General features: G+C 36.9%; 17 protein-coding genes and 1 pseudogene. 5 read left to right on the forward strand and 13 right to left on the reverse strand.

The window, feature by feature from the left end; genetic code table 11:
* Positions 1-124 precede the first annotated feature (124 nt).
* The gene (rpsA, locus tag B7E04_RS10480) at positions 125-1,915 is read left to right on the forward strand and encodes a 30S ribosomal protein S1 (RefSeq protein ID WP_080778605.1); all 1,791 of its coding nucleotides are present in this window, start codon (positions 125-127) and stop codon (positions 1,913-1,915) included.
* Positions 1,916-2,600: 685 nt separating this feature from the next.
* Here rpsA and B7E04_RS10485 read toward each other — a convergent pair.
* The 9 genes and pseudogenes from B7E04_RS10485 to B7E04_RS10525 all read right to left on the reverse strand — a co-directional run bounded on the left by B7E04_RS10485 (position 2,601) and on the right by B7E04_RS10525 (position 14,670).
* Complete coding sequence (locus tag B7E04_RS10485; RefSeq protein WP_080778606.1) at positions 2,601-2,993, reverse strand: hypothetical protein; 393 nt, start codon at positions 2,991-2,993, stop codon at positions 2,601-2,603.
* 95 nt (positions 2,994-3,088) lie between these two features.
* Positions 3,089-3,433 (reverse strand): hypothetical protein, encoded by a 345-nt coding sequence (locus tag B7E04_RS10490; RefSeq protein WP_080778607.1) that lies wholly within the window; start codon positions 3,431-3,433, stop codon positions 3,089-3,091.
* 278 nt (positions 3,434-3,711) lie between these two features.
* A pseudogene (locus B7E04_RS22665) lies at positions 3,712-3,885 on the reverse strand (RHS repeat-associated core domain-containing protein); the annotation flags it as partial.
* Between the two features lie 68 nt (positions 3,886-3,953).
* The gene (locus B7E04_RS10500) at positions 3,954-4,370 is read right to left on the reverse strand and encodes a hypothetical protein (protein ID WP_080778608.1); all 417 of its coding nucleotides are present in this window, start codon (positions 4,368-4,370) and stop codon (positions 3,954-3,956) included.
* 11 nt (positions 4,371-4,381) lie between these two features.
* Complete coding sequence (locus tag B7E04_RS22610; RefSeq protein WP_080778609.1) at positions 4,382-5,323, reverse strand: RHS repeat domain-containing protein; 942 nt, start codon at positions 5,321-5,323, stop codon at positions 4,382-4,384.
* Positions 5,324-5,727: 404 nt separating this feature from the next.
* Positions 5,728-6,036: a hypothetical protein gene (locus tag B7E04_RS22160; RefSeq protein ID WP_165439433.1), complete on the reverse strand. Its 309-nt coding sequence runs from the start codon at positions 6,034-6,036 to the stop codon at positions 5,728-5,730.
* Positions 6,037-6,214: 178 nt separating this feature from the next.
* Complete coding sequence (locus B7E04_RS10515; RefSeq protein WP_080778611.1) at positions 6,215-9,775, reverse strand: DUF6443 domain-containing protein; 3,561 nt, start codon at positions 9,773-9,775, stop codon at positions 6,215-6,217.
* Between the two features lie 8 nt (positions 9,776-9,783).
* A complete protein-coding gene (locus B7E04_RS10520) occupies positions 9,784-13,044 on the reverse strand; it encodes a SpvB/TcaC N-terminal domain-containing protein (RefSeq protein WP_139785383.1) in 3,261 nt (1,086 codons plus the stop codon).
* Positions 13,045-13,050: 6 nt separating this feature from the next.
* Positions 13,051-14,670: a T9SS type A sorting domain-containing protein gene (locus tag B7E04_RS10525; protein WP_080778613.1), complete on the reverse strand. Its 1,620-nt coding sequence runs from the start codon at positions 14,668-14,670 to the stop codon at positions 13,051-13,053.
* A 322-nt stretch (positions 14,671-14,992) separates the two neighbouring features.
* Between B7E04_RS10525 and B7E04_RS10530 the strand changes: the two genes are divergently transcribed.
* Both B7E04_RS10530 and B7E04_RS10535 read left to right on the forward strand, forming a co-directional pair.
* Entirely contained in the window at positions 14,993-15,973 is a 981-nt protein-coding gene (locus B7E04_RS10530) for an EamA family transporter (protein ID WP_080778614.1), read from the forward strand.
* 86 nt (positions 15,974-16,059) lie between these two features.
* Positions 16,060-17,055, forward strand: coding sequence for an alpha/beta fold hydrolase (locus tag B7E04_RS10535; protein WP_080778615.1), 996 nt, complete (start codon positions 16,060-16,062; stop codon positions 17,053-17,055).
* A 458-nt stretch (positions 17,056-17,513) separates the two neighbouring features.
* On the opposite strand, the gene rplS is transcribed toward B7E04_RS10535, so the two are convergent.
* On the reverse strand, positions 17,514-17,870 hold the full coding sequence (gene rplS, locus B7E04_RS10540; RefSeq protein ID WP_034704964.1) for a 50S ribosomal protein L19: 357 nt from the start codon (positions 17,868-17,870) through the stop codon (positions 17,514-17,516).
* 289 nt (positions 17,871-18,159) lie between these two features.
* On the opposite strand from rplS, the gene B7E04_RS10545 reads away from it, so the two are divergent.
* The gene (locus B7E04_RS10545) at positions 18,160-20,898 is read left to right on the forward strand and encodes a fibronectin type III domain-containing protein (protein ID WP_080778616.1); all 2,739 of its coding nucleotides are present in this window, start codon (positions 18,160-18,162) and stop codon (positions 20,896-20,898) included.
* Positions 20,899-20,996: 98 nt separating this feature from the next.
* Here B7E04_RS10545 and B7E04_RS10550 read toward each other — a convergent pair whose 3' ends face one another.
* The 3 genes from B7E04_RS10550 to B7E04_RS10560 form a co-directional block, all read right to left on the reverse strand.
* A complete protein-coding gene (locus tag B7E04_RS10550) occupies positions 20,997-21,686 on the reverse strand; it encodes a DUF3667 domain-containing protein (protein ID WP_080778617.1) in 690 nt (229 codons plus the stop codon).
* A gap of 375 nt (positions 21,687-22,061) precedes the next feature.
* On the reverse strand, positions 22,062-23,588 hold the full coding sequence (locus B7E04_RS10555) for a toxin-antitoxin system YwqK family antitoxin (RefSeq protein WP_080778618.1): 1,527 nt from the start codon (positions 23,586-23,588) through the stop codon (positions 22,062-22,064).
* A gap of 331 nt (positions 23,589-23,919) precedes the next feature.
* Positions 23,920-24,417: a DoxX family protein gene (locus tag B7E04_RS10560; RefSeq protein WP_080778619.1), complete on the reverse strand. Its 498-nt coding sequence runs from the start codon at positions 24,415-24,417 to the stop codon at positions 23,920-23,922.
* 159 nt (positions 24,418-24,576) lie between these two features.
* Between B7E04_RS10560 and B7E04_RS10565 the strand changes: the two genes are divergently transcribed.
* Positions 24,577-25,278 carry a CoA transferase subunit A gene (locus B7E04_RS10565; RefSeq protein ID WP_080778620.1) on the forward strand — a complete coding sequence of 234 codons (702 nt, stop codon included), beginning with the start codon at positions 24,577-24,579 and terminating at the stop codon, positions 25,276-25,278.
* The last annotated feature ends 32 nt before the right edge of the window (positions 25,279-25,310 follow it).

The following is a 25,310-nucleotide window of genomic DNA, read 5'->3' on the forward strand; positions in this document are numbered from 1 at the left end:
TTGCACCCACTTTTGTGGCGAAAAGGTTTGAAGAGTAAATTACTTATAATTAATTACTTCCGTATTTTTTAATCCGCATTTATTCAGACCGTTAAAAAAGAAGGAATACAAATTTTATTAGAAAATGTCAAAAGAGACAAATTCAGCAGAGGTTTTATTAAACCAAAACGTAGCACCAGAACAATTTGATTGGGATTCATTCGAATCAGGTCTTGATGCAGATGCAAGAAAAGAGAAAAGCGATTTAGAAGAAATCTATAACGGATCTCTAAGCAGCTTAAATGATAACGACGTTATCATTGGTAAAGTTGTAAGATTGACGGATAAGGAAGCTATCGTAGACATCGATTTCAAATCTGAAGGTGTTATTTCTCTTAACGAATTCCGTTACAATCCAGGTCTTAAAGTAGGAGACGATGTGGAAGTAATGGTTGACAGAAGAGAAGACAAAACCGGACAACTACAGTTATCTCACAGAAAAGCAAGAACGCTTAAAGCTTGGGATAGAGTGAACGAACTTCACGAAACTGGAGAAATTGTTAACGGTTTTGTTAAGTCTAGAACTAAAGGAGGTATGATCGTTGACGTACACGGAATCGAAGCATTCTTACCAGGTTCTCAGATTGATGTTAAGCCAATTAAAGATTACGATCAGTTCGTAGGTAAGACTATGGAGTTCAAAGTTGTGAAAATCAACCCTGAGTTCAAAAACGTAGTAGTATCTCACAAAGCATTGATCGAAGCAGATATCGAAGGTCAGAAAAAAGAAATTATCGCGCAGCTTGAAAAAGGTCAGGTTCTTGAAGGTACTGTTAAGAATATTACTTCTTACGGTGTATTCATTGACCTAGGAGGTGTAGACGGATTGATCCACATTACAGACCTTTCATGGTCTAGAGTGAACCACCCATCTGAAATCCTTGAGGACGGACAAACTGTGAAAGTGGTTATCCTTGACTTCGATGATGAGAAAACAAGAATCCAGTTAGGTATGAAGCAATTAGAGGCTCATCCTTGGGATGCTCTTTCTGCTGACATGAAAGTAGGTGACAAAGTAAAAGGAAAAGTAGTAGTTCTTGCTGACTATGGTGCATTCGTAGAAATTGCTCCAGGGGTCGAAGGATTGATCCACGTTTCTGAAATGTCTTGGTCTACTCACTTAAGATCTGCAGGAGACTTCGTGAAGGTAGGTGATGAAGTAGAAGCTGAAGTATTAACATTAGACAGAGAAGAAAGAAAAATTTCTCTTGGTATCAAGCAGTTATCTAAAGATCCATGGGAAAATATCGAAGCTAAGTATCCGGTAGGATCTCAGCATGTAGGAACTGTAAGAAACTTCACTAACTTTGGTGTATTCGTAGAGTTGGAAGAAGGTATCGACGGATTAATCTACATCTCTGATCTTTCTTGGACTAAGAAAATCAAGCACCCATCTGAGTTCTGTGCAGTAGGTGATAAACTTGATGTTATCGTTCTTGAGTTAGACATCCAGGCCAGAAGACTATCTCTAGGTCACAAGCAGTTAACTGAAAACCCTTGGGATAAATTCGAAACTAAGTATGCTGAAGGTACTATCCACGCTGGTAAAGCTGTAGAAGTTCACGATAAAGGAGCTTCTGTACAGTTTGAAGACGCTGAAGTAGAAGCTTTCTGCCCTTCAAGATTATTAGAGAAAGAAGATGGATCTAAAATCAAGAAAGGTGAAGATGCTCAGTTCAAAGTAATCGAGTTCAACAAAGAATTCAAGAGAGTAGTAGTTTCTCACACAGGAATCTTCAGAGACGAAGAGAAGAAAAATGTGAAAGACTCTGCTTCAAGAAACGTATCTTCTTCTTCAAACAACGAAGAAAGATCAACTCTTGGAGATATCGATGCTTTAGCAGAATTGAAAAGAAAAATGGAAGAAGGTAAATAATCTTTGAATCCATTGATGATATGAAGCCGCTCGTTTGAGCGGCTTTTTATTTTTATTTGATGTTTTTATATTCTTTTGTCTTGAAATCAAAGATTCGACGTAGTCAAACAAAAGAATCAAAAGTTCAGGACCTGGAAACTTCCGCTAAAAATAAACCCTGTTCTCTAAAAATTCTAAACTTGCGCGGATTAGCTATTGCTGCTTCGTTTCAATCGCTGTGCTGCGCTTCTGAGTGTATATCGTGAATGTTATTAATGATAAGAATGAAATTTATTCGGAGAAGATTATTAAAAAATAAGTATAAGCTACCCAACTTTTAAAACTAATAAAATAAAGTTTTTTTAAGACAAAACCCTCGTGATTTACGAGGGTTTGTTTTTTATTAGCTCAAAGTTGGAGACTTTGCGTAGCGGGCTTGTGTAGTAATTTTTACAACAAGCTAAATAATTCTTTCACTATAGCTTTACCATTATTTCTTGCAACAATATACAAATGAACATTGTTACCAACTAAGTCTCCCTTTTTATTGTCGATAGGAAAGGATCTTAAAAATACTTATGAACAAAGCTCTTTTTAACACAAAACCCTCGTAAGTTGCGAGGGTTTATTTTTATTAGCTCAAAGTCGGGAGACTTTGCGCACCAGGGTTACATACTTCGCAGAGCGGGGACTTTGCTCAGTGTTTTTATTCTATAATCTTTTTATAACAATTCTCCCCATCATGGTAGCCAAAGCAAAGTACAATATTCTTATCTTTTTTCTCAAAAAAAGTAGTATAAGTCATATCAGTATCATTCACATCTTCTGGAAAGGCAATTAAATCTTTATCAAAATTTAAATAAAACTCATTAAACTCTATTGTGTTACCTTCTAATTTGTATTTCGAATTGTAATTCAACAATTTCTTCCCTTTTATATTGTAAATTACTCTGTTATAAACCCCATCCTTGTTAATCGTTAAAGTGTCATATGTATTCTTGTATGATATGGGTGAATATTTTCCATATATATCTTCATTACTAATACTTTGGCACGAAAATAAAAAAGGTAATAAAATTAAACTTAAACTTTTTTTCATATTTATTAAATTTAAGATGTTCTATTTAAAATCCAAGTCTTGTTAATATAGATGGTGGTGTTATAGCTTGTTTAAAAACGTTCTTTAAGGTTGGGTTAACTACTTTTTTTTGAATTTCGGAGTTGCTTTTCAGTCCATATATAAGTCTGATATGTATTTCCAAAGCTATTTACCTTTCCTTCGGTTCTTTCAAAATTATTTACTGGTAATCTATAAAACAATGACTCTTGTGACTTAGAATCAGTCATTAAAAAAAGTGTTTCATCTCCTAATTTATACCAAGATACATTTGATCTTCCCCACATTTGCTCATACATATCAAAATTTGATGTTATGGGGTTAGCTTGAAGATAATCCATTTTAACAACTCCTTTTGAATCTTTTGAATTTAGTGCTTTCTGTCTTGCTAAAGAAGAATAAGGAGATGACGCTTTATCCAAAGAAGCAAAAGGTCCATCATTAGAATCATTAAAATCACTAAAAAAACTACGAGCAGGCCCACTTCCCCCAAAATATTCGGCTGTTATAGTTCCCCATCCTACATCTTTTCCTCTATGAGTGTAACCACTAATAATAGATTCTCCGTCTTTAATAATATTTGAAGCTCCTGTTTGTCGACTAACTACTTTAGGTCTCCATTTTTTTGATGGTAAAAATCTATTTTATTTCCACCTAAATTACTAATCATCTTGCCATTCTTATCATATTCATTAAATGGTTCTCTCCCATCAGGATCAATAAATCTAATCGGATTGTTAAATGCATAATTATAAGGACTATGTCTCGTCATCTTTTCCGCCAACGGATCTATCACACCCCATCTTCCCAAATCAGGCATATAGAACCTCGCACCATAATCATACATCCCAGTTTCCTGAAGCTCCTTTCTATAAGTAACCTCATAGAATACAAGGATACTTATGATCTGCCACACGATGCAATCGTACGGGAGCGAGGAGACTATGGCAATATAAGTCTATATTTATTTTGATTCTTTAATCGATAAATATATATTTTGTTTGTATTCTTTGTTGAATCAAGTTCAACTTTTATAGGTGTCTTTTTTACGTAATCAAGTCCATCATCATATTCTATAACTTTTTTAATTGGATAGTTGATAACGAAAATGTATTCATCTTTTGCGTTAAGTTTATTATTTGATAAAACACTAATACCAATATTTTTTAAATCATAATCAGATATTACATATCCAAAACTCTCATGAAAATATGAATTTTTAAAAAGAGAATCATTAAAAACTTTATAATTATACTCACCTACAAATTCAGTTTCTACTTTCTTTTCTTTATTAACAAAATAAAAGATCAAGAGTGTTAGTAGCAGAAAAGATATTCCTAAGATTATTTTTTTATTCATGAGTGAAATTTTTAAGGATAAGCTTTAAAGTTTCCGGATGGGAGATTAGTGGGTTTTTGATCTTTCTTTAAATATTGCCAAACCCCTCCATAATACCATTGAGTAGTTGCCTGACCTGAACTATTAAAATTAACTTTTAAATTTGTTCCTCTAACTTGACCGACTCCGGTATCTTTGACAAATCCTTTTGCGAGAGTTGTGCCTGCGGTCATTGGTGATGCATTTGGGTTATTTGAATTACATGTATTTAAGCATAAGGTGGCTTTTGAAATATCAGCTTTCGGTTCTGGTAAGTCTGAGATTTTCTTTCCTGGGGTTTGCGAACTATTAGTTTTACCATTGTTAGTAGAAACTATATATTCACCATCTTTAGTTTTAAGATTATTATCAGGATCTATATTTAAGTGTAACTGTTGATTACTTCCATGATGATTCATGACGATTTCAGAAGGCTTCCCTTCCATATCTCCCCAATCTTGTGCAAAATCTTGTTCAGTCATTGCATTACTTAGTGCAACACTACCTTTTCCAAATTTCTTTTCATATTCAGCATATTGTTGCATTGTTTGATCTGCAAAACCATCAAGAGTATTTGGATTATAAAAAATATAAACCTTTACTTTTTTTAGTTGATCTGAAGATAATTCTTTTCCGTTTTTATCCCTCCAGTCCTCATTTTGCATTCCATCCGGATCAATAAATCTGATTGGATTGTTAAACGCATAATTATAAGGGCTATGACGACGCATTTTCTCTGCTAAAGGATCAGCTACACCCCATCTTCCTAGATCCGGCATATAGAACCTTGCCCCATAATCATACATTCCAGTTTCCTGTAACTCCTTTCCATTATACTTGTAGCTATAATAACTTCCCAGATTAGCTCCTTCAAAAATCCCTTGAATATGGTTTAATCCAAAAGGGTAGTAGTTATTGGTATCCGTTACTTCCAGAACGCCTTCGCTGTTTTTTGCAAAGCTTACCCTGACATTTCCAAGATGGCTCTGTACTGGTAAATATAGCGGTTTTCCGTGAAATTATAAAAGTCCCGGAGGTTGCAATAAATTTTAAAAGACTTATTTAAAACAAAACCCTCGCAAATTACGAGGGTTTACTTTTATTAGCTCAAAGTCGGGAGACTTTGCGCAGCAGGGGTTTCCAGTAATCTATACGTATTTGATCCTATCCGGTAAAATGATATAATCAAATCACTAACTCTGGAACATGGCTCTTTTGAGACAACCTCCATTTTTTATCAACTCAAAGTCAGGAGACTTTGCGCAGCGGGATTTACCTTTTGAGACAGCCTCTTTTTATTTATCTGCCACACGATAAAATCGTGCGAGAGCGAGGAGTTTTATAAACTCTTATTGTCATTTTTCCTTCCCCACTTTTGATATAATTGAAAATTATGCATTTGCTTTAACCTATAGCTTGATGTATAGGACATTTCTTTTTGAGATTTAACATTAACAACCGAAAACCCTTTTTCAAAAACTTTACTTCTTTTGCTAAAGTTCTTTTCAATTATTGACATGCAAGGTAATCCAAGAGAGTCATGTGGCGGAATAGAAATAGGTGTTAATGCCTCAAAATTTATCTTAAATGTATCCTTCCCATAAATATGCCTATAGTTTGTTTCAATATTTTTAAGCGAAACTTTCATAGTATCATTTGTAGGATTCCCAAAAAGTAAAAAACTCTCTACATTTTTAATTCTTATACTATCCTTGGTGTAATCACATATTAAGTTCTGGAAAGAACAAACAGGATTTTCATTCCTAGATATAGACTCCTTACATGATATAAATAAAAAAATTAATAGCAATACATAGCCATTAAATCTATTTCGGTTTATACGTGTTATAATACCATTTATCATTAGAATAATTTTTTTTCATTAGTTGTTGAAATTGAGGCGTAGTCTTATTAAAAACAGGAGATGCCATCTGGTGTTCATATATCTTCATGTGTTCTTTTGCTAAATCTAATGCAGAGATATTAGGGCTGTTAGGATTCAATGTTAGATGACTAACTTTTCCTCCTTCATGACTTAACGCAGAAATCATATTGTATTTGTTATTATATAACTCATCTACTTTTCCATTACCAATCATCAATGAAACTGTTTTATCCTGTTTGCTCGCTTCCATCAGTGCATCCGGATCAAATGTTCCTCCATTATAGCTAAATACTTTTCCAACCATTTTACCAGCATCAAAGTGATATTCAGCAGTTCCTACTGAGGTACTATTTCCTTTAAGGTTGTTTAAATTTACACCAGCTTCTTCAGCATAATGATTTGCAATATTAGCTAAAACAAACGCATTATCCTTATTAAAGTTATAATCCTTTAGTTGTGTTGACAACCAAGGCGCTGTGTTTAAACTCCCTGTAATAGGATTTTGAAAATCAATAACAATATTATTCGTCTTTTTATTATCCGTGTATAAAAACTTACCAAATTGGTTAAAATGATCATCAGGAGGTAATTGACTTTGTAATTGTCTTACCATATCTTGTGCAGCCTGTCCTGTATACGTTGTAGCTTCCATCCCATCTGGGTCAATGAACATGATAGGATTATTAAACGCATAATTAAACGGACTGTGCCTTCTCATTTTTTCAGCAAGCGGATCAATTACTCCCCATCTACCCAGATCCGGCATATAAAACCTTGCACCATAATCATACATCCCAGACTCCTGGAGTTCTTTTCCGTTGTACTTATAACTATAATAACTTCCCAATTTAGCCCCTTCAAAAATCCCCTGAATATGGTTTAATCCAAAAGGATAGTAGTTATTGGTATCTGTTACTTCAAGAACGCCTTCGCTGTTTTTTGCAAAGCTTACCCTGGCATTTCCAAGGTGATCTCTGTACTGGTAAATATAGCGGTTTTCCGTGAAACTGTAAAAACCTTCTGCGGTAGCCACAAAATCCAGCTGCCATTGGGGTGTCAGGCCAATACCAGGAAATGTTTTTCCTACATTATCATAGGCCTGCTCTTCAAAAGCATTATCCGTTCTACAGGTCAGGCAAATCTCTCCGCCGTCTAAATAACTGTATTGAAAACCATCCAGATAATCTGTCGTATGGGTGGAGCCTGAGGCGCCTCTACGGCCTTGTTTGTAATAATTCTTACGGAGCTTTGTTCCGTCTGCACGGTACAGATAACTTAAGTTTGCACTTGAAGACTGTCCCACGACTAATGGATCGGGTAAGATAATTGTAAAAGCATCAGGCAGGTTAAGGTAATTGTAAATAATACTTTGTATGCCTTTATCTTTCATATTGATCATATTTCCATTCTGGTCATAATCAATTGTATTGTTTCCTCCTTCGTAGCCTGTGTCATTCAATGCATTTTCAGTTACTTTATTCAGCCTGTTTCCAGTATATTGATAGGTCAGGTTATCCACGGTGGTAGCTGTTGTACCTGAAACGGGAACTGCATTTCTTTTTAAGGAAGCAATATTTCCGTTTAAATCATAGGTTAAACGCTCGTCATAATTCTTATTATGCGGATTGGTGGTTGATGGCTCTGCATATTCAGCATCCGTTAACCTGTTCAGCGGGTCATAGGTGTAATTATATCTTTTCAGAGTATTAACCGTTGACATATTCCAGTCTATTTCAGCAATATTTCCATTGTACCTGCCGGGAGCAATGCTTGAATAAACAGGATTATGGTATTTTAGCTCATACCCAAACAGTTTTCCATTCAGGTTAGCCGGATCATTGATTTTGGCCATCCAACCCCTGATATTGTATTTGTAATCTATGCTTTGAAGTGGGCTGGAAGCTACAATACCTCCTATTTTTTTATTAGAGATCTGTGAAAGCTCATTATAAGAATTCTGCACCAGAATTTCTTCAGGATTACTGTCTACCTTATGTCTATGTTCTAGCAGCCTATTTTGGTGATCATAGGTAAAGTTTTCAGTAATCACTCTTTCAGTGTCCGTATCCAGCCTTTTATGTCTGGTAACAACAGTTTGTGGTACCCCTGCAAAATACAGTTTGGATTCTGTTTTGGTATAACCTCCCAAATGATTAATAGAATAAGTTCCTACTGCACGGCCTTTGGTATCGTAATAGGTGTAGTTCTTCGTCCAGTTATCATCTTCGATATTCTTCACCAGACTGAGTACAGGAAGTCCTTTGGTGCTTTTCCCATCAACAGGAGTATCTGTAAGAACCGTTTCTCCGAATACACTAGAAACTGAAGGATTGAAGCTATAACCTGGGGTTTTATCATAATAGTTTAAAGACAATAAGGTAACCCATTTGGTAGAATTCGGGTAGGTATTGTCAGGATTTCCATAGTATACAGGAATCCCTTGTCTTTCAAAGAGAGCTGTTTCCAGCCTGTTTACATTATTGGAATTATATCCGTCAGCAATAGCCTGTTCTGCATTTCTTGTACCTCCTGTTCCAATCCCTGTAATAGCCACTCTTCCAAACTGATCATACTTAGTATACAGCCATTGGCCTTTTGCTTCTAAATTGGCATCCCGGGTCGCGACTAACCGATCTTGCTTGTCATAGATCATGTATTCCCAGCCCTTGCTTGGGAGCTTCTTTTCTACCAGACGGTTTCTGCCATCATAACGGTACTGGTAGCATAAATCATTCAACAAGGTTTCGGTTATGGTTTGATTGACAGCCTTAGGGGGAATAACAAATGCCAGCTGGTTATATTCATTATACACATAATAGGTATCTGCATATTCCGTATCAGAGATCATTTTTCTCAGCAAAATGGTCTGCCCTTCACCATTTTTATATTCATAGGTTTTATTTCCATCTTCATCTGTAACGGCGTTTCTGTATAACTGACTGGCAGCATAGGCAGAAGAAAAGCTAAGGCCGGATTTTGTAGCATTATTCTCCCAAATGGTGGTGGTGACAAACTTATAGACATCATTTCCTATATTAGCTCCATATTCGAACTTAACAGGCTTATTAGTCCATGCAGTTCCCACCTGTTTCTGTTCCAGAATTCTGTCTAAAGGTGAGTTTTCGAATACTTTTTCTGCATAGATTTTCTCAGAGCCGTAAATATCGGGCTGGGTAGCATTGGCTAACGACAATGGAACAATTCCTCCATTCAGAGTTCCTGCCTGTGGAACAGGTAAAAAATCTAATACCTGTCTTCCAAACTGATCATATTCTATATGGGTAACGACATCTCTTCCTTTGGGGGAGGCTTTCACATTAACAACCTGTTTGGGTCTGCCTAATCCATCCAAATACTGAACGGTTTCTGAGGTTTTGGTAGGCGTTGTTCCATTGTAGTCCAGATAGGTTTTGGACTGGATATAATTTTCTCCCTGGGTAAGCTGGGCATGAGCTGAATGAGCTATCAGCAGCAGTCCGATGGGGATGATGAGTTTTTTCATATCTGTGTTTAGTTTTTGTAGTTGTATTTGTATTCTTTCAGTACTTTTCCATTAACGTCAATTACTTTTTCAAGTCTGTTCGCCGTATCATATGTATACACTTCTCTGATTCCGGATGGTGGGGTAATACTTTTTACTCCAATTAAAGGGTCATAAGAATAAGTAGTGATCTGATAACCTGATAATGCTGAATTATTTCTGAACAGATCCAGAGCTGAAATCATTGATTGTTCAGAAACATCTGTTCCCACTTGGGCATCATTAGCAGATGCGTTAACAATACTGTCTATCAATGTTTGTGAAATATCTGAGAGTTTTGCGCCTTCTATTTTGGCGATAGGCTGTGTGTTGCTGTACCCCCAGATGATGGTGGTGGAAAGACCGTCTTTTGAGGTGTACTGCTGGAGGTTTCCTTTGGAATCATATTTATCATACGTGATTTCAGTGGAACTAATATTTGGATTTTGAAGATCAAATGATAATACTGATTTTGGAAGTATTAAGCCTCCACTGTTATTGGTAATTTCTGCGGTAGTTTCTGGATAAATAGTTTCCGTTTTCGAAACTGTTTTTGTTGCACTTCCTATAATCTGGTTTGTTGTAGTTTTCAAAGGAAATCCAATCATATTATTACTGATCATCAGCTGGTTATTTTTTTCATGAGCATAGTCGTAGATGGTTTCATTAACTGTACCGTCAGAAAAAGTATTCTTCTGTTTTGTTAACTGATAATGCGAAGCATTATTGTAAAAATATTCTATACTTTTTTTTACTTCTTTACCATTATAATAATCCGTAATTTCTGATTTATCCATATTGTATGTATCGGTAACTAAAGGATAAAACTGATAACGATAGAAGGGGACAGATTCACCATGTTGTGTCGGTAAAGTTGACATTCTATAATCAAAAAAAGCTCCGAAATTATTTAATATGATTTTGTTTTTGGAAGAATAATCATTAATTTCTTGTCTAAGTATTATTCCCTGATTATCATAGCTTTTCTTGGAAAGAAGCAGTCCATTTCTCCAGCTAAAAACAAAACTTGTTCTATCCCTTTTCAATGTTCCGAATTGATTATAAAAAGCGTTATCTGATTTATTATCAAACGAATAACTATATTCCGTTTTTCCCAAAGTAGAACCATTTGTATCTATCCTGCTTTCTATAACGTTTGTGTAAATAACCGAATGAACACCAAGATTCGATAAAGGAAAAATAGAATTACTTGAAACTCTAAATGAATTATCGAGCTCATAATACTGTTTATCAACAAATATTGGATAATCTAAAAGCCTCCCGCTGGACATAGCTCTGTTTTCAGAATTTTTTTCCGTATATTCATACTGATTTGAAAATGAAAGTTGATTGTTTGAGTCATAAAAATTTACTTTTTTCACCCTTAATCCACCGACAATCTGATTTGACTGCCCTAATGCGGAATCTTCCAAAAATTCGTTCCAATATGCTGTGACAACAAAGCCAAACATTTCACTTGGCGTACCTGTACTTTTTGTAGCCACAACATCATATTCTCCTTCAGGCAGCTGTATTACCAATTGAGATTGTGTCATCGTTGCATAATATGAATTATTGACACCTACAATTTTAATCTGATATTGACAATTACTATTATTAAGTTGACTTGTACAGCCTTCAACATTGATATTTAATGTTATTTCTCCTGACGGACGTTTAACCGATAGTCTGCTTCTATACTCAGGCTTATCTAGGACAGACACATTTTCCGGAGTAATTATAGTCTCAGCTTCCAGCCAAAAGTTTTTTGTGATCGTTTCGGAAAAATTATAGGGATAAGTGAGATTTACAACTTGAGACACAGTATTTGATTCATAATCATATGTAGTAAATCCTCCTGTGGGGTATTTAATTTTTGTCAAGATACCAGCTTTGGCATTATCAACGGAAACAGTTCTGTTGGCTGAACCAATAAATGAATTTACGCCGGTTATTGGCACTGTACTTAATCTGGGGATGAGTTCAGTATTATTTTTTCCATTATAAAAGCCCCATGCATCCTGAGAATAGCTATACCGATTTGGTAAATCAGTTGTATTATACTCAAAACTATATTTCTGAGGAGTAGCCTGAATACCTTCATAAATGTTTACTGCAGTGAGTTTCAAACGATATTTATCTTCGGGAAAATAGGAATATGAATCATAGGGCTGAGTATTATTTGCTGTAAAATAATCATAATCGAAAATTATTTTTTTGAGATCTTTATTTGATTCGATAATCTTTATTTCTTTTAGAGCTTTACTTTTTGTAATATCTTTTCTGAACAATACATCATCTGTAAATAAGATTTCAGTATTATTTGTTTTTATTTTTTCTAAACTCTTTCCCCTTATTTGGGTATAGGTATATGATCTTTTAAACGGTACATTTAAACCATTCCCGTTCCCATTCATGAAATCTCTGATAAAAGATTCATCCACCTTGTTATATAAATTATATACTTCGCTTTCTTTATACTGAAATTCGACTTTATTAGATTTTGTATCTTCAATTTTTGTTAAATACCATGAAGCTATATGCTCCGGCATAGTCCCTGATTGTGATGAGCTGCTTGTAACGACAATTGACTGTGTGTAATTTGAAATTTCTACTGCGCCATTATTTCCAAAAAAATATTTGATACCATTGGTATCTGTTATGGTCCAGGAAACAATTTTACTATTAATAAATTGAGGTTCAATTTTCGTTTTGCTTAATGGAGCCTGTACAAATTTTTCATTTTCCCGATCATAATAAAATTTCAGGTATAAACCATTAACTGTTACAACATATTCATCAGGCTCGGTGTCAAATGTCTCTTTTAACGATGCAAGGTTACTGTTTGCATCTTCAACCATTAATTTAACTACCGGAATAGTTTTAGGAGTATACATATATCCAACTCCAGCTATCTCATCAGGAAAATCTTTTACAGTACGTGTAATCATTCCTGTTTCTTGCATATTCCAGCCAAGTCCCACTTTGCTTGCCATTTCGGTTACCTGAATTCCACCTGCATGATATTTTAAATTAATAGGATATGACAACTCAGTACTGACCTTTAAATTATAAATTGGGATCGAAATATCCGGAATTCCTCTGCTCAAGGACATAGGCTGATCTATAAATCTGCCCAGGGAAGCTACTTCCGGGGTTGGTGGTGTTAGAATAGGTCGATTACTCTGTCCGTAAAAATTACTTACTGCTAACAATAGTATTGCAGTAAAAAATAATATTCTTTTTTTCATTTTTGTTTATTTCTTGATTAGTTTAGCATTCGCCGTTTTATTATTATCCGTCTTTATGGTCACCAGATAAGCACCCTGGACTAAATTCTGGGTATTTATTTTCGTCACCTTATTCTTAGTTTTCAAACTCTGAAGCTGTCTTCCACCCATATCATACAATAAAATATCAGCCTCTTTGAATTCGAAACCTATTTCCACATAAGCATATTCAGAAACCGGATTCGGGTAGATTTTAATATCCTGTTTTTCAATTAGTTTGTTAATCTGGCTGTCTCCCAGTTTCACAATTTTCCAGTTTTCTTTTCCTAATTCCTCTGCACTGGTTCCTGCAAGGATAATTGAGCCATCCCTGTTCAGCTTAATATCTGAAAGTCTCTCTTCTCTTTTTCTGGATTCTCCTTTCACATGTTTTCTCCACTGCTCATTACCCTCCTGATCCAGATACAGCATCCAGAAGGTTTCATCCTCTGCCTCAATCCTTGCTTCAGCCTGCGTATATCCACCTAACAAAATCCCTTTAGAAGTTTTATCATCTGCTGAATGAAGTACGCTTGTTCCCATCAGGATGTCCCTGTTCCCAAAATTGTAAGATTTCTGCCAGATCTCTTCACCTCTTTCATTTAAGGAAATCAGCCACAGGTCCGTTCCCTCTTCAATTCCAACCGATTTATTCCCTGATCGTTCGGATCTGGATTCTCCAGCGATTAAATATCCTGCTGATGTTAAAGCCAGTGTTCTCAGATGATCATCTCCTTTTCCTCCAAAGTTCTTTTCCCATTCTACCTTTCCGGATTTATCAAGTTTTACAATCCAGTAATCGCCTTCACCGAAGTTATCTGAAGATTTTTGTACAGAAATAAAATGTCGGGTGTCGGGTGTATTGGCGCTGCCTGTACTTTGTACATTAGACATTTTACTTTGTACAGCATTACTTCTGGAATAGATCCCCAATAAAGCACCGCCATCTCTGGTTGGAATTATTTTTTCAACTTCATCAAGTCCTTTTCCTCCAAATACGGATTCTGACACAATTTTGCCATCTTTATCAAGCTTTACAATCAAAACATCTTTTGATCCATAGCCTTTAGCTGAATTCTGAACATTCCCGGCGACAAAAAATCCAAAATCTGTAGTTTGGATAACCGATCTTGCTTCCTCATCAGATGCTGATCCTAAAGTTTTCTGCCATAATTCATCTCCAAATTCATTAAGCCGGATCAGCCAGATATCTGATCCACCTTTGGAATCTTCTTTTTTATCCAAACCTTTCCCGGAATAAGAAGTTCCTGCAATCAGGAATCCCCCTTCCTGGCTAGCAACGGAAGCAGAAAGATAATCGTGATTTTGTCCAGAGAAATATTTTTCCCAGACCTGCTCACCCTGTTGATTGAGTTTGACTAAATGAAAATCGTAACCATTATTCTGCTTTCCTGTTCCCTGAGGCTCTAGAAGGGAACCTGTCTGAATAGAACTTCCGGTTATCAGATACTGTTGATCAATAGTTGTGATTACCTGGCTTAAAAAATCCTGGGTAGAAGATTTGATATCTTTCTGCCATAATACTTCCTGGGCAGACAGCCCCAGAAGCGTGCATAAAGTACATGCACCAGCGTAGAATTTCTTCATCGGTCTTGTATTTTAGTTTTTGATTAGTTTTATAATTTCGTGGCAAATTTAACATTTTTTAACGTACCACAAGTCTCTTTATTGAGATTTAACATCGCTGTATTTTGTCACTTATTTGATTTTAGTAAACCAAAGGTACAGGGGCAACGCGACAAAACCTGTCGCTTTATAAGTATAGTTTTCATAAAGATTTTTTTGATAGATAGTATAGCCCATACGAAGCTGGAAAGTAAGGCATTTTGTGATTTTATTTATCTATCATATTGACGTTCCGGAATATTTCAATTATTATGTTGTAACTTTGCAGGCTGTTAAAAAAATTATGAAGAAGAAAAATGTACTCAAAGGAGTTTTATTCGTAGGAGTGGGGGCAAGTATTTACGGGATGCTGGCCACATTTGTAAAAATGGCTTACCATGATGGTTTCACAACCTCTGAAGTGACTACATCACAGTTTGTATTGGGGCTTGTGGGGCTTTTAATTCTGAATTTCATCCAGACCATCACCTCAAAACAGAAACTTTCATCACCAAGTTCCAGAGAAGTGAGAATGCTGCTGCTTGCGGGAACATCTTTAGGATGCACCAGTCTGTTTTATTATATTGCAGTTCAGTACATCAATGTTTCCATAGCGATCGTGCTGCTGATGCAGTCGGTATGGTTTAGTGTGGTGGTGGAGAGTATAATTGCAAAGAAGCTGCCTAATGCAAGAAAAGTGGTTTCAGTGATCATTGTACTCGCAGGTACGATATTGGCCACAAACCTCATCAATATGGATATTGAACTGGACTGGCACGGCATATTCTGGGGGCTGCTGGCTGCTGCTTCATACACAATGACGATGTTCACATCCAATACATTGGCTACCCATCTTCCCGTATTCAGAAAAAGTATTATTATGCTTTGCGGAGGAGCGGTTGTGGTATTGGGCTTCCTGTTTTTTGCCCAGATCGGTCCTATGTATTCAGATGGACTAAGGTCACTATATTTAAATTTTACGGACAATACGGAGCATATTCATTCTTTCAATTATTCAATATTCTGGACCTACGGGTTTGTTCTGGCACTGTTTGGAACCATTGTTCCACCTATTTTATTCAATATCGGTTTCCCGAATGCCGGGCTTGGATTGGGAAGTATTGTTTCATCACTGGAGCTTCCGGTTTCAGTGACGATGGCATTTGTTCTGCTGGGTGAAAAAGTTCTGCTCGTACAGTGGGTGGGTATCATCCTGATTTTATTTGCTATTGTTCTGATGAACTTACCGGCAAAAAAAGACCTGAAAGTGGTAGAAGTTATCTAAAATGTTAATTACACTAAAATAATACCTAAGAAACCGTTCCTTTTGGAGCGGTTTTTTTAATTTTAATCTTTAAAAATAAATTCCGGATGAATTATTTCAGAAATGCCGCCGTCGCAATGATGTTGTCTGCCGTGTCTGCTGTCCTGTTTGCACAGGTAAAACCGTTGGATGCCACATTGTCCCAATATCAATATCCCTACGAAGTACATTATATAGATCTTAAATCTCAGAATAATGATCTTAAAATGGCTTATATGGATGTAAAGCCACAAAAACCCAACGGAAAAACCATCATGCTTCTCCACGGAAAGAATTTTAACGGAGCCTATTGGGGAAAGACGGCAAAAGACCTTTCAGAAAAGGGTTTCAGGGTAATTATTCCGGATCAGATCGGGTTTGGAAAATCTTCAAAACCCCAAAGCTATCAGTTTTCTTTTTCCCAGCTGGCCGAAAATACAAAAACGATCTTAGACCAGCTTCAAATTGATAAAGCAATTGTGCTGGGTCATTCTATGGGTGGGATGGTAGCCACAAGGTTTACGCTTCAGTATCCTGAAAAAGTTCAGAAACTGATCCTTGAAAATCCTATCGGCCTGGAAGATTATAAAACTTTTGCAACGTATCAGACCATAGATCAGGCTTATCAATCAGAATTGAAGAATACCGCAGAAACCTATAAAAATTATCAGCTTAAGTTTTATTATGATAACCAATGGAAAGAGGAGTATCAGCCATGGCTGGATCTTATTGCCGGCTGGACACTTCACAAAGATTATCCGCAGGTGGCATGGGATGCAGCTTTAACCACGGATATGATCTATAACCAACCGGTCTGCTATGAGTTTAAAAATATCAAAGTACCGACACTGCTCATCATTGGGACCAGGGATAGAACAGCCATAGGGAAGGACCGGGCTCCAAAAGAGCTCCAGCCGAAAATGGGGCAGTACCAGGAACTGGGTAAAAAGACGCAGCGTGAGATTCCCGGATCAAAACTCGTTGAGCTTGAGAATGTGGGCCATCTTCCCCATATTGAAGTATATCCGAACTTCTTTACGGCTTTGTATGATTTTATTAAGTAAGATTGAGGGTAAGGTTAAGGCTAAGGTAAAGGCTGAGATTGAATCGAATGTAGTTCATCTAATATCATGTTGCCTATAATTGACATAGAAAGCTGTAGCGTTAAAAAAATTATAACTTAATCTGTTAAAAAATTCCCACTGTTTGAGTGCGGACGAAATATAGAACTGAAGCACCAGTGCTTAACCCGCACGAAACCTAACATAGTGGTTCGACGAGCGAAGAGAGTCAATTTGGGAATTTTAGGAGTAAGTTTTAATTTTTAGCGGAAGATTCCAGTCTTGAATTTTTGGTTCATTTTGTTTGACTACGTCGAATCTTTGATTTCAAGACAAAAGAACAATGCCGAAAAAATATTTAGAATTAAAATTGTAAATGACAACTGAAATTCACCAAATTTCAAAAATAAAAAGAGACTACCCGAACAGATAGTCTCTTTTTGTATGTATTGTTGTCTGAATTACTTTTTCTTGTAAGCAGCATCTTTGATTCTAGCTTTTTTACCTCTAAGGTCTCTGAAGTAATAAATTCTAGATCTTCTAACTCTACCTCTTCTGTCTACTTCAATTTTCTGAAGCGCAGGCATGTTGATAGGGAATACTCTTTCTACACCTACATCACCGCTCATTTTTCTGATCGTGAATGTCTTTGTAGCACCAGTACCTCTTAATTGGATAACGGTACCTTTGAAGAACTGAGTTCTTGTTTTTTGTCCTTCTTTAATTTCGTAATACACAGTAATTGTGTCTCCTGCTTTGAATTCAGGGAAATCTTTTTTAGTAATGTACTGATCTTGTACGTACTTTAATAAATCCATTTTTAATAAAATAAAATGTTAAAGCTAAGCAACTTACACGTTCTTCGTCAGAGGTTGAATAACAGGTCGCAAAGATACAAAATACTTTTTGATTCTGCCAAATAATTAATGTGCTAAAAACAATAATTTTTTTATCCGAATTTCGGAGGAAAATTAACAAATCTTTCAAATTCCCATCAGGAAGAGTTTACATAGGAATTCTACTTTTGCCCGAAATTAAAAAATCAGATGAAAATTTTTTAAAGATCTGATTTACAAATTGAATAAATCACTACAAAAGTAAGCTATTATGAAACATTATTTCTTCTTTTTCTGTTTTGCCGTCCAGATGGCATTCGGGCAGGCACTGTTTCCCTACCTGCAGAATCCGACGCCCAATTCCATGATCGTTAACTGGAAAACGGCTTCCAACAACGAAACTACCGTAATTTACGGAACTTCCGCAACCAACCTGAACGTAACGGTGACCGGAACAACAAACATTTTCTCGGATACCGGATACAATAACAACTATTATTATCACACCGCAAAAATTGCAGGTCTGCAGCCGAATACCAAGTACTATTATAAGGTAAAAACAGGAACTACAGAATCTGCGGTATATAATTTCAGAACGCTTCCTTTACCGGGGCAGCCTGTTACGGCAGACAACAAAATCCGTTTCCTGATCATGGGGGACAACCAGATCAAAGCGGAACCGAGATATGACTCGCTGACCCTGAACGCTTATAAAAAATTAAAGGAGAAATTCGGACCCAATTCTGATCCTTCCGATAATATTGCCCTTACTTTTATGGTAGGTGACCAGGTGGATGTAGGAACACTTGACCATTATGAAAATGTTCACTTTAAAAAGAATATTAAATTATCACCATATCTTCCTATCCAGACAACGGTAGGAAACCATGAAACCTATGGTAGTTTGGGGATGAACTCTTATTATGCCCATTTCTATATAGATGAAATCGGATATAAAAATATTTTTTCAGGAAATGAAAACTATTATGCCCAGCAGGCCGGAAACGTTCTGTTTGTAAGTTTAAGCTCCGAGCATACCGGGACCGCACAGCAGACATGGCTTTCGCAGATTCTGAATGAAGCCAATAATGATCCTACGGTTGACTGGATCATCTCTTTAAGCCACAGACCTTACCAGGCAGAGCAGTATGTTGGGGATATTTCTACATGGGTAAGGAATAATGCAGTGCCTTTGCTGACGACTTCCAACAAGTATTTAATGCACGTTGGGGCTCACCACCATTTATACCACAGAGGGCAGTTGAAAGATACCCCGAATTATCAGATTATTTCCGGAGGAACGGCTTGGGACCAGTATTGGGGAATGTCTAATGAGCAGGATTTTGATGATGTACAGAAAACCCTTACAGACTGGACGTACCAGATCGTGGAAGTAGATACACAAACCGGAAAAGTAGATATAGAATCTTACTCGATAGGTGGAATATATAATAGAAAATACAATGAACTTGTAGATACGTTCCATCGCTATAAAAATCAGCCCAGACCTTCCAAGCCAAGCATTACGAATACATTCCCGGCATCGGTAACCCTGCCGCTTACCCTGGATGGAAGTGCTTTTGCATCATCTAACGGAGAACTTCTGAATACCACACAGTTCCTGATCAGTAAAGCGCAGGATTTTTCTGTAATTGAAAAGGAATTCTACCGTGACTATGAAAACTGGTTTGGAAAAGACGGAAACGGAACACCGGACAGAACGAAAAACCTGAACGCCGGTGTAGATATTACAAAAGCTACCATCGCCGCCAATTCCATTTCAAACGGAACCTATTATGTGAAAGTAAGATACAGGGACAGAAACCTTGAATGGAGTGACTGGAGTGATGTGAAGCAGTTTGAGGTAACGGGAAGTGTGGTTTCAAACCCTACTTTTGTATTGGATAAAACGGAATATACCCAAAATGAACCTATCACTGCCACGTATACCGGAGGTCCCGGAAATCAGCAGGATTGGGTAGGAATCTATAAAAAAGGACAGACGCCGGGGGCTACAACTTCCCAGGGTTATATTTATACCAACGGACAGACGGCGGGGACAGCAGTTTTCACCAACGGACTGGCCAATAAGGGGCAGTACTTTGCAGGATTCTTTGCCAATAACGGGTACACGGAAATCACCCCGAGAAAAAGCTTTTATGTAGGGCCGAAAGTAGTGCTTCAGACTACTGCAGATACCTATCCGGTAGGCGGAACGGTAGTTATTAACTACAGCAACGGACCAAACCTGGTAAACGACTGGATTGGAATCTACAAAATGGGACAGACGCCGGGAACAAACACTTCTATCAAGTGGAGCTATGTAACAACGCCGTCAGGGACACTGAATTTTACAGGGCTTCCAAAGGGATATTATTATGCTCAGTACCTTCTTGAAGACGGTTACACAGGAATTGGAGACAAAGTATTCTTCAAAGTAGGGGATATCGTAACGGAATTGTGGATCAATAAGCCGGTGTATAGCTTAGGGGAAAACATCACCGCTTCATGGACGGATTCTCCGGGAATCATCAAAGACTGGTTGGGAATTTATCCTCAAAGCATCCAGACTCCGGACGATAACTTTGTATCTTATACTTATTTCGACGGGGTTACACAGGGAACGAAAACCATTCAGGGAACAGCGCTTCCTACCACGCCGGGTAATTATTATATGGTGATGTTTACCAATGACTCCTACACGGAAGTATCCAACAGAAAGCAGTTTCAGGTGGTAGCCGGAACATTGGGGACTGAAGAGACAAAAAGTACCGAGAAAAATGTAGTATTATATCCAAATCCTTCGAAGCCGGGTGAGCCTACTTTCATCAAAAGTGATTATCCGATTGAGAAAATTGAATTGGTTTCAGCATCAGGACAGCTCCTGTATGAATCCAAGAATATCAATAACCAGCGTTTCTCTCTGGTGAATGAGAATCTTCCGAAAGGAGTATACTTCGTAAAAGTACACACAAGAAAACTATTTACGTTAAAACTTGTAATACAGTAACATTATAACGATATAAATGAAAAGCGGGAATCTATTTCCCGCTTTTTTTATTCAGTAAGAACAGAACCACTAAAATAACAATGACTATGTCTTTATTTTTAGTGTTGGGAGATTAAGCCCATTACAGTGCCTAAAATCATGATTGAAATCCCAAATGTGATCATTCCCAATATATAGGAAACAAGAGCTTTGAAATAACTGGCTACTCTGGATTTATCAAAAAAACTGCCTACAGCCCAGGAAAAATAAACAAATGCGAAGATAGCAGCAATCTGCATAAGATGGTATTTCGTGAGTCCTTCAAAAATGGCAAAAACAGAAAATATCAGCATTTCCATTCCAAGAATAAAGCAGAGCAGGATTAATATTTCAAAGAAGTTGTAATCATATTTTCTGAAAAATATCTTTAACCAGAAAGCAATAAATCCACCCATAATAATATTGGAATACCCGTAATGACTTTGAACCCAGCTATTAATAGAGTGGAGTGGTGAATCTTTCACATCATCTATTTTCATATAGCCGTCCTCAATATGAAAAAAATGATTGATGAGCGTATAAATCAGTGATGCCACAATAATAAATATAACCGGCTTTACAAGCCTGCTTCTGTTTTCACTGATAAAATGCCGGATGTTTTCTCCGGGCCTTATCATTAATTCTCTTATGGTATATAAAATACCTCTCTCAAAATGTAAAACGTGTTCAATTTCATGGAGAATATAATGTCCATCTATTCTCTTTGGTTTTACATTTTGTTTGCAGTTTGAGCAAAATTCTTCATTCATAGCAGTTTAAGTTTTAAATACAAAAAAAGATAAATGATTTTAATTATGCTTTACACTCTTGGGTAGTTTTTGGGGAAGAAAGCGATTTTAAAATTTTATCTTCGGCGAATTTTGGTTTCCCACTTATTCCTCTGATTCAGAGATTTTTTTACGTTTTCTAATCCCACAGCTTCATCAAAATCAACGGAGTTGATTTCCTTTTTGCTTCCTCAAAATAAAACATAACTTGATTAAGCTTTGCGTATAAAAAATACGCACGCAGATACAGCAGATGATGCAGATCTAAACAGTTATTCTGCGTGATCAAATAAAAACAATCCCGGCTGCCTTGAAAAGGCAGCCGGGATCCTGAATGTATTTTAAAAACTTATGATTTTAATAGTCGTTCAAAAGATATTCTTCCTGTATCGTAGTTGATGTCACACTGTAAACATCCTGCTCCTGGGCTTCAGCCAGTACTTTGGAATCCTGAATCAGCTTTCCTTCACTGTTATACACTTTTAACAGAATCCATTTTCCGCTGCGCTCCAGTTCCTTGAATCCGGATTCGTATTTATATTTCAATTTCCCGCTTTGAAGTATGCCATCCTTTACAACGGCTTTATTACCGGGCTTTCCTTTTGTATACTGTATAATCTGGGCGGTGAAACCTTCAGCTTCTTCCAGAGGCTGTGCATAGGTGTAAACCACAGCTCCTTTATCATCATAAACTGATGAATCATATCCGGTTTGTCTTGCGTTCAGTTTTTTCTCGTATTTTATCTTTTCATTCTCCCCGAAAGATTTTGAAAGAATCAAAAGCCCGTCTTTATATTGCTGCTCACCCATATTGCCATCATAGAAAGTACCGTTATAAGGCAGATCATCTTTGTAAGTTAAGGTACCTTTTACCGTTCCGTCAGGGAAATAATATTTAATTTCCTGTACAGAACCGTCCTTTAATATATTCTCAGAGGTTGGCTTTCCGTTTTCATCAAAATATTTGCTCAGGATTACGGAACCGTTTTTATAGACATCTATACCCGTGAAACCGGAAATTTCAGAATTATACTGATAGTCCTCGCCGTCCTGAGGTTTGTAATAACTGGATTCTTTGTCATATACATACATCAGGTTTCCTATTTTTTTCCCGGTCTCGTCATAAGTCGTTTTATAACCGTCTTTTTTACTCATCTTCTGCTCCTGCAGGATTTTTCCTGTTTTGGAATAGGTGATACCTTCTTTTACAGTCCCGTCACTCTTGTATTTCTCAATTTTGGCAACTTTCATCGGATTGTAATAGTATTCTACCACAATCGTTTCGTCTGAATTTCCGGAATTGCTGGTACCAATATGTTTTCCTTTATCACCGTAATATTTGGTTTCATACTTGCCACTACTGTCTGCAGTGATTTCATAACGGATGCCTTTGATGTCTTCATCATAAGCAATGGTTTTAAAAGTATCGGAACTTTCGAAAACGGTGATGCTGCTGTAAAGAGAGTAGTTGTCCGGATCTTTATAGCTGTAGGTTTTTCCTTTAAAGGTGCCGTCTGCTTTATACACCAGATCCTCCAAAGGTCTTCCCTGGGCATCAAAAGTCTGAGACGGTCCCACCTGTTTTCCCTCTGTATAAGTTCCCATGCTTGTTACTTTCCCATCAGGACTGTACCAGGTAACTTTGCCTTCGTAGATTTCATTGCCCGGTGTGGGATCGGAAGCAAGACCTTCCATCTGCAGCTTTCCGTCTTTATAAAAATCTTTAATCAGGGTAAGCTTGCCTTTAGCTTCGGTTTCCCGGTAAAATTCCATTTTATCCTGAGTGGTTTTCTCCCAGTTTTCATCGAAATAAATCTTTTCCTGAGCGCTTACGCTGATGCTCAGGAACAGGGCAATTACCGCTGATGTAAATAGTTTTTTCATGTTTTATTATCGTTTAAGTGATTCTGCTGTTAAATTAATAGGTTAAAACATTCCGGAAATACGGATGCTAAGGGAAAGAAGACTGCTGTGAAGGAGAGCAGGAAGATTTTTTTTCATAAGATGGTGTTTAATAACTTTTTAACAAGACATATGGGTCGAAATACTGATATCTCAAACCCTTGGTTTTGTCTTGTCAAATATAAGTCAATTTGATGAGAAATAAAGAAGATTCCGCAGCCGAAAACCTCCGTAAAATCCCGGAAATTTTAAGCTGAATCTATAAAAATTGTATAAAAAATAAAGTGCCGGTCCTGGGACAGAATGTATACCTCTAAGAATGAATAGAATTATTTTTTCTTCTCTTTATCAGTCCGTCAATTCCGAAAGTTTTGTATCCGTAAAGGGAAAATAAGCCCAACAGCATTATAAAAAGAACCTGTGGCAGAAAAAAGAAATAGGTAAGCCATGTGAAACCATCCATAGGTTGGGTTCCAACGGCAGGATCAATTGGGACCAGTTCCGTGGGGATGGAATGTAAATCTTTGGTGATTAAGGTCACAAGCATAATTACAATTAAAGATAACGAACTGAATCTTGTCAAAAGCCCCAATAATAAAAGAAGTCCCCAGAATGCTTCATTAAAAGCCACAAAATCAGCCATAAACTGTGGATGGGAAAATCCCAGGCTGCTGATGGTTTTAAGCATATACCCCTGAAAAACAGGATGAAAAAGTTTATTGAAGCCTGTGATAAAAAAGAATAGTCCGATACAGATTCTGCAGCTAACATAAAAAAGGTCTCCGGCTTTAATGAAAGTATTTTTTTCCATTTAATAATGATAATTGTTTAAACTTTTCTTCTTGTGAAGGATATACCAAACTATGATCACAAAATAAACAAAAAGTTAGATCAGGATTCAAATAAATTCCCAGATACCGTAGATATAAGAAAAATGATTAAATTTAACGGACAGAAAATCTAATATTTCATGATAGATAAAAGAGTAAAAAATGCAAAGGAGGCCATCGCAGGAATTAACGATGGAATGACTTTAATGCTGGGCGGATTTGGTCTGTGCGGTATACCTGAAAACTCAATCAATGCTCTGGTAGAGAGTGATGTGAAAGATGTAACATGTATTTCAAACAATGCGGGAGTTGATGATTTTGGATTGGGATTACTGCTTCAGAAAAGACAGATCAAAAAAATGATCTCTTCCTATGTGGGAGAAAATGCAGAATTCGAAAGACAGATGCTGTCCGGGGAACTGGAGGTAGAGCTTACACCACAGGGAACTCTGGCAGAGAAGTGCAGAGCGGCACAGGCCGGAATTCCTGCTTTTTACACGCCTGCAGGATATGGAACAGAAATCGCAGAAGGTAAGGAAGTGAAAGATTTCAACGGAAAGCCACATATCCTGGAGCTTGCTTACAATGCAGATTTTTCCATTGTAAAAGCATGGAAAGGGGATTATGCAGGAAACCTGATCTTCAAAGGCTCGGCAAGAAATTTCAATCATCCGATGGCGGGTGCTGCCAAAATTACCATTGCTGAAGTAGAAGAGCTGGTAGAACCGGGAGAACTGGATCCGAACGAAATTCATATTCCGGGAATCATGATCCAGAGAATTTTCCAGGGGGAAAAATTTGAAAAAAGAATCGAACAGAGAACAGTCAGAACTAAAGAATAATTTGATAATCAGCTTGTTTAAAAATGAATATA

This window comes from Chryseobacterium phocaeense (assembly GCF_900169075.1).
In the GTDB taxonomy this organism is placed as follows: Bacteria; Bacteroidota; Bacteroidia; order Flavobacteriales; family Weeksellaceae; genus Chryseobacterium; species Chryseobacterium phocaeense.

Bases quoted from the DNA above. Each gene is read 5' to 3' on its own strand.
- rpsA (WP_080778605.1), top strand. From the start codon at position 125: ATGTCAAAAGAGACAAATTCAGCAGAGGTTTTATTAAACCAAAACGTA.
- B7E04_RS10485 (WP_080778606.1), bottom strand. From the start codon at position 2,993: ATGAAAAAAAGTTTAAGTTTAATTTTATTACCTTTTTTATTTTCGTGC.
- B7E04_RS10500 (WP_080778608.1), bottom strand. From the start codon at position 4,370: ATGAATAAAAAAATAATCTTAGGAATATCTTTTCTGCTACTAACACTC.
- B7E04_RS22160 (WP_165439433.1), bottom strand. From the start codon at position 6,036: ATGAAAGTTTCGCTTAAAAATATTGAAACAAACTATAGGCATATTTAT.
- B7E04_RS10515 (WP_080778611.1), bottom strand. From the start codon at position 9,775: ATGAAAAAACTCATCATCCCCATCGGACTGCTGCTGATAGCTCATTCA.
- B7E04_RS10520 (WP_139785383.1), bottom strand. From the start codon at position 13,044: ATGAAAAAAAGAATATTATTTTTTACTGCAATACTATTGTTAGCAGTA.
- B7E04_RS10525 (WP_080778613.1), bottom strand. From the start codon at position 14,670: ATGAAGAAATTCTACGCTGGTGCATGTACTTTATGCACGCTTCTGGGG.
- B7E04_RS10530 (WP_080778614.1), top strand. From the start codon at position 14,993: ATGAAGAAGAAAAATGTACTCAAAGGAGTTTTATTCGTAGGAGTGGGG.
- B7E04_RS10535 (WP_080778615.1), top strand. From the start codon at position 16,060: ATGAATTATTTCAGAAATGCCGCCGTCGCAATGATGTTGTCTGCCGTG.
- rplS (WP_034704964.1), bottom strand. From the start codon at position 17,870: ATGGATTTATTAAAGTACGTACAAGATCAGTACATTACTAAAAAAGAT.
- B7E04_RS10545 (WP_080778616.1), top strand. From the start codon at position 18,160: ATGAAACATTATTTCTTCTTTTTCTGTTTTGCCGTCCAGATGGCATTC.
- B7E04_RS10550 (WP_080778617.1), bottom strand. From the start codon at position 21,686: ATGAATGAAGAATTTTGCTCAAACTGCAAACAAAATGTAAAACCAAAG.
- B7E04_RS10555 (WP_080778618.1), bottom strand. From the start codon at position 23,588: ATGAAAAAACTATTTACATCAGCGGTAATTGCCCTGTTCCTGAGCATC.
- B7E04_RS10560 (WP_080778619.1), bottom strand. From the start codon at position 24,417: ATGGAAAAAAATACTTTCATTAAAGCCGGAGACCTTTTTTATGTTAGC.
- B7E04_RS10565 (WP_080778620.1), top strand. From the start codon at position 24,577: ATGATAGATAAAAGAGTAAAAAATGCAAAGGAGGCCATCGCAGGAATT.